The following is a 5,920-nucleotide window of genomic DNA, read 5'->3' as shown; positions in this document are numbered from 1 at the left end:
GAAAAAACAAAAAACACGCAATTTTAAGCGTGTTTTTTATCTTTATAAACTACCTTTTGTTTTTCATCAATTAAATTTATATAAATAAAAATTCAATAATTTTATCACTATTTTTGAACGTAAATTATTATTTTTAGGTCTTATTGCAAGAACTAATACACCTGTGACGTCATCGACATTAGCATGTTCTGCGTCGGACTAGACAAAAATACTTGCAATCAAGTAACTTATCCATGGAAATACTAAAATATACTTTACGAAAGAATTAAAAAAGCCAAATCCTAATCAAATTAAGATCTGGCTTTTCTTCTTATTTAAGTGCTGCTTTTGCTTGTTCAACAAGTGCCGTAAATGCTTTTTCATCATTAACAGCAAGGTCAGAAAGCATCTTACGATTAATATCGATTCCAGCAACTTTTAACCCATGCATTAATTTACTATATGAAATATCATTTAAACGTGCTGCAGCGTTAATACGAGCAATCCATAATTTACGGAATTCCCGTTTTCTTTGTCTTCGGTCACGGTATGCATAATTACCTGACTTCATTACTTGTTGCTTTGCAGTTTTAAATAATTTATGTTTTGAACCATAATATCCTTTTGCTAATTTTAATACACGTTTACGTCTAGCACGTGTAACTGTTCCACCTTTAACTCGTGGCATTGTTATTACCTCCTAAAAGTACAAATCAAATTTTATAGTTTATTATCTTGGAATCATTTGGTCGATTCGCTTTTGATCGCCTTTTGAAACAAGCGCTGATTTACGTAATTTACGTTTTTGTTTTTGTGACTTGTTAGCAAATAAGTGGCTTGTGTATGCGTGTGAACGTTTTAACTTTCCAGATCCTGTACGTTTAAAACGTTTTTGTGATCCTTTATGAGTTTTCATTTTTGCCATGATTCTGTTCCTCCCTCAATTACATTCGATGCAAAATTCTTATTTTTCTGATGTTGGTGCTAGCATCATAAACATTTGCCGGCCTTCCATTTTAGCCTTCGATTCAACAGATGCAATATCTTTTACTTCTTCTGCAAGCCTATCTAGTACTTCTTGTCCTAGTTCCTTGTGAGTAATCGCACGTCCTCTAAACCGAACAGAAGCCTTAACTTTATCACCATTTTCAATAAACTTGCGGGCATTCCGCAATTTTGTATTAAAGTCATGATCTCCAATACCAGGTGAAAATCGTACTTCTTTCACATTAATAACCCGCTGTTTTTTACGTGCTTCTTTGTCTTTCTTTTGTTGCTCATAACGATATTTACCGTAGTCCATTATTCGACAAACTGGCGGTTTTGCTCCTGGAGCTACCAAAACTAAATCCAAATTTCTCGTTTGTGCAATTTTTAATGCTTCATCACGAGATTTGACTCCAAGTTGGTCACCATTTGCATCAATAAGACGTACTTCTCTTGCACGAATCGTTTCATTAACATTCATTTCCTTGCTAATATCTAGCCACCTCCGAAAAAATTTGATCCGCTATGACAAGATGTTGAGCATTTACAAAATAAAAAATGTGGGCACACGAATGCACCCACATGTCTCTCATGTTGTAGAAAGATACTAATAACCAGCCAACAGCTTTGTATAAAGCGTTGATCAGGTGAGAAGCGGGTGCTCCTACTTGTCGTTAGTCAGATTATGAATTATTCAATTCAACTACTATAGTCTAGCATGCTTAAATTAGTTTGTCAAACTCAATTAAATCCAAACTTTTTTATTAGTTCTATTTTTGAACTCCATAGTTGAAGTATACTGTGCAGTAAATTCAGATAGAAATTGATCTACCGCTTCGGAAATACATTCCGCTTTCCGCAGGCGGCTGATGAGCCTTCCTTGTGCTACGCACTGCGTTGTCTCACCTAGGCCTTTCCTCCTGCAGGAGTCTCCATGTATTTCCTCCGCTGGTACAGTAGATATAAATGTTCTGTACCGGGGGATTCACCGATCTAGTTGATTGTAGTGGAGGGCAGTCGACTCCTGCGGGAAAAGCACGTGTCTGAAGACTCAGAAGCAGTGGGTTTCTGCTTCGGAGGCTAAAGCCGTGCCCGCGGAAAGCGTACTGCCCGGAGCGAAAATCAACGGTGATGTTACTGCACAATTTATGGATTTAGTACAATAGCAATAAATCCTCTTCGGTTGAACTAACAAAAAGCCCAACTTTTTTTGGTAAAACATTTTATTTATGGCCAACTTTTTCCTCTATTTCTTTGTTGATGAGTTGTAAAAACTCTTCAAAAGGAAGGGAGTCTGTTTTCTTTTCTCCGTATCTACGGATGTTTACGCTACCTGCTTCCATTTCTTTATCGCCAATTACTAATGCAAAAGGAATTTTCTTTGTTTGTGCTTCACGAATTTTATAACCGATTTTTTCATCTCTGACATCGACTTCTACTCGAATTCCTGCTCGCTGTAATTTATCAGCAACATCATTTGCATAATCCAAGTGCACTGTCGGTGAAACTGGAATCACTTGTACTTGAACTGGAGCCAACCAAGTAGGAAAAGCTCCTTTATATTCTTCAATTAAATAAGCGACAAATCGCTCCATCGTAGATACAACCCCACGGTGAATAACAACGGGACGATGATGTTTTCCATCTTCCCCAATATAGGAGAGATCAAAACGTTCTGCAACTTGATAATCTAGCTGGACTGTAGACAATGTTTCATCATGTCCGAGAGCTGTTTTTACTTGAACATCAAGTTTCGGTCCATAGAAAGCTGCTTCACCAATTGCCTCTACATAAGGCAGATTTAACTCATCCATTGTTTCTTTTAATACAGATTGAGCTGTCTCCCACATCTCATCATTATCAATATATTTCTCTGTATCTTCTGGATCTCGGTAAGATAATCTGAAATAATAATCTTCAATCGCAAAATCTTTATACACTTGTTTAATTAATTCAACGACTCTAACGAATTCATCTTTTAATTGATCCGGACGGCAGAAAATATGTGCATCGTTTAACGTCATTCCACGCACGCGCTGTAATCCTGCTAGTGCTCCGGACATTTCATAACGGTGCATCATCCCAAGTTCAGCAATTCGTACTGGTAAATTACGATAACTGTACAATTGATTTTTATAAACCATCATATGATGTGGACAATTCATCGGACGAAGAAATAGTTCTTCGTTTTCCATCTGCATCGATGGAAACATATCATCTTGATAATGGTCATAGTGTCCACTTGTTTTATATAATTCTGCACTTCCAAGAACTGGAGTATACACATGGTTATATCCAAGTTTTTCTTCTAAGTCAACGATATAACGCTCAACAATACGACGAATTGTAGCCCCATTTGGAAGCCAAATCGGCAGCCCTTGACCTACTTTTTGTGAAACAGTAAACAATTCCAATTCTTTACCAAGACGGCGATGATCACGTTCTTTTCTTTCTTCCAATATGCGTAAATGTTCTTTTAGTTCCGATTCTTTTTCGAATGCAGTACCGTAAATCCGTTGCAATTGCTTATTTTTGCTGTCTCCACGCCAGTAAGCACCGGAAATACTTAATAATTTAAATGCTTTGATTTTGCTTGTTTGTGGTACATGAACCCCGCGACAAAGGTCAAAAAATTCACCTTGTTTGTAAATAGAAATGGTTTCACCTTCTGGAATATCATCAATTAACTCTAGTTTTAAATCATCACCAATTTCGCGAAACATTTCTTTTGCTTCTTCTCGTGAAACATCTTGACGAGCTATTTCTAAATTCTCATCAATAATACGCTGCATTTCTTTCTCAATTTTCGGCAGATCCTCAGGTGTAAGCGAGTCTTCCATGTCAATATCATAATAAAAGCCTTCATCAATAACTGGGCCGACACCAAACTTAACATCTTTATATAATCGTTTGATCGCCTGTGCCATTAAATGGGCAGTTGAATGTCGCATAATATCGATTCCGTCTGCATCTTTATATGTGATAATTTCTATTTTACCACCGTTTTGAAGAGGGCGTCTTAAATCGATAAACTGATTATCCAGTTTAATTGCGAGCGCCTGTTTTCTTAAGCCAGGTGAAATGGATTGAGCTATTTCTTCACCAGTAATTCCTTGTTCAAAATCTTTTTTGTTCCCATCTGGGAAAGCTATTGTAATCATAAAAAACACTCCCTTTTTCATCTTAGAAATTTGGCCTATTCGCCAAGATTTTATGGCGAAAGCCTTCGTTATACTTACAACCCACAGCCGTGCAAGTCACAACTCTTTTCCGGTGGGGCGAGCAAAAGCGCGAGCCTTAGGACGTAACGGTTTTAGTCGGTGAGCGGTAGGAAGTTTATAACTTTCTTCCAAAACAAAAACACTCATCCCTAAAATAGATAGGGACGAGTGTTAACACGTGGTTCCACCCTCATTTTCGATTTTACAAAAGCATTAACTGCTTAATAAAAAATGATTCGACTTCATTATTTCCGTAACGTGGAAGTAGCGCTATAATTTACTTTATTTCAATTACAGAGTTCAAAGGTGGTAATTATTTTATGCAAATAGCAGAAGCTTCCAGCCGACGACTTCTTTCTCTATCTATTGCAGGCTAAAATAATCATGTCCTTCTCATCACTTTTTGAGATTATTTTCTTAAAAAGAATTATATCAAGATTTATGTATTATGGCAATTAATTAACATGATAGTGAAAAGGAAAGCGTTCTTTAGGCAAAAATGTAACTCTCTCTTGAAAAATATTTAATATGGTTGATGTTTTGGCTTCGGCCGGATGATCCCCGTATATATAAATTTTCTTTGGAAGTAGTGTAATAATCGGTGATAAATTCATTTCATTTGCATCTAATCCTAAAATATAGAGAGGCTCATTATACATTAATGTTTTTAGTTCAAGATAATTATACTGTTCCCCAGTTGGTTTATAAAATGTAAAATTTTCTCCTTGAACGATATGTAATTCATTTGATTTCGATTTTCTTCGTTTAATAAAATCACGGATCGATTGTACAAAGCTCTGGTGCTCCTCCTCACGCTTCATTTCGTCAATTCCATATCCAACTGCTTCTTTTAATTTTTTTTGCAGAGGTTGCGTACAAAATGTTATTAACGAATCAAAGTGAATTGGAAATGCGTCTTCAATATTTTGCCTTAGCGTATTAAATAAATACTTTTCTAAAGATAAATGCTCTTTAAATAAATGTTCTTGATAATGCTTTTCGGTAACTATCCAATTCGTTAACAAACATATCCTCTCGATTTCTTCCTTGTCTGTATAGAAGTATTTGTCTCTCGTGATTTGTTTGATCATTTTGTTTAACCGATAAAACATTAACACTTTAACCAAACAAGAGATCACTAGATCAAGTGTTACTTTCTGATCCTGAATACGCAGCTCATTCCCCCAATGTTCATCTCTTTTCCACTGTACACATATTTCTCCCTGTATCCGGTAAAGCATTTCACAAAAATAAATCACTTCTTTTTCATGGCGAAAATAAATGACTTTCAATCTCTACCACATCCTCATCCTGTGTTCCGTAGTACATTATATGGACGAGGTGCGGAAAAAATGAATAAGAAAAAATCAAAGATTTAGTTCATAAAAGTGGTTCCTGAAAATATATTCAAATTTAAGGTAAGTAAGAATCATGAAGAAATTTAATGAGAAGAGAACGCCAAAGATATTTTCAATAGATTTTAGTCTCTGTTATTCGTTGAAAAGTGACACGGGCATTTTCCACTACGTTGATCTATAATTTTATTCGTAAAAGGCGAGCCCCCGCAGACATTATTTTCGTTTATGTCTGCGGGGGATTATTTAATTTCTTCTATTTTCTCCACCTACTTTTACTTCCTTACTCACTTGCTTAATCCGTTCCATTATTCTACCGGCTTTTACCTGTTCTACACCATTCTTAGTAGAAGTGGCCAAAATTTGCTCTAATTGTGC

5 protein-coding genes and 1 other annotated feature are annotated in these 5,920 nt (G+C 36.0%); all 5 genes read right to left on the bottom strand.

Annotation, left to right across the window (positions count from 1 at the left end):
- Nucleotides 1–310 precede the first annotated feature (310 nt).
- Nucleotides 311–667: a 50S ribosomal protein L20 gene (rplT, locus tag ACPYKA_RS17990; RefSeq protein WP_479543583.1), complete on the bottom strand. Its 357-nt coding sequence runs from the start codon at nucleotides 665–667 to the stop codon at nucleotides 311–313.
- A 42-nt stretch (nucleotides 668–709) separates the two neighbouring features.
- Nucleotides 710–904, bottom strand: coding sequence for a 50S ribosomal protein L35 (rpmI, locus tag ACPYKA_RS17985; RefSeq protein ID WP_479543582.1), 195 nt, complete (start codon nucleotides 902–904; stop codon nucleotides 710–712).
- Between the two features lie 39 nt (nucleotides 905–943).
- Entirely contained in the window at nucleotides 944–1,447 is a 504-nt protein-coding gene (infC, locus tag ACPYKA_RS17980) for a translation initiation factor IF-3 (RefSeq protein ID WP_336263878.1), read from the bottom strand.
- Nucleotides 1,448–1,512: 65 nt separating this feature from the next.
- Nucleotides 1,513–1,642 (bottom strand) — a sequence feature (ribosomal protein L20 leader region).
- Nucleotides 1,643–2,189: 547 nt separating this feature from the next.
- Nucleotides 2,190–4,127 carry a threonine--tRNA ligase gene (gene thrS / locus ACPYKA_RS17975; RefSeq protein ID WP_479543581.1) on the bottom strand — a complete coding sequence of 646 codons (1,938 nt, stop codon included), beginning with the start codon at nucleotides 4,125–4,127 and terminating at the stop codon, nucleotides 2,190–2,192.
- A gap of 515 nt (nucleotides 4,128–4,642) precedes the next feature.
- Nucleotides 4,643–5,479 carry a sporulation protein YtxC gene (gene ytxC / locus ACPYKA_RS17970; RefSeq protein WP_479543580.1) on the bottom strand — a complete coding sequence of 279 codons (837 nt, stop codon included), beginning with the start codon at nucleotides 5,477–5,479 and terminating at the stop codon, nucleotides 4,643–4,645.
- Nucleotides 5,480–5,920 lie beyond the last annotated feature (441 nt).

It is taken from the genome of Pseudogracilibacillus amylolyticus (SeqCode), assembly GCF_051918545.1.
Taxonomy (GTDB): domain Bacteria; phylum Bacillota; class Bacilli; order Bacillales; family Amphibacillaceae; genus Pseudogracilibacillus.
Note: the sequence above shows the minus strand (reverse complement) of the source record. Positions and strands in the feature narration are given on the sequence as shown.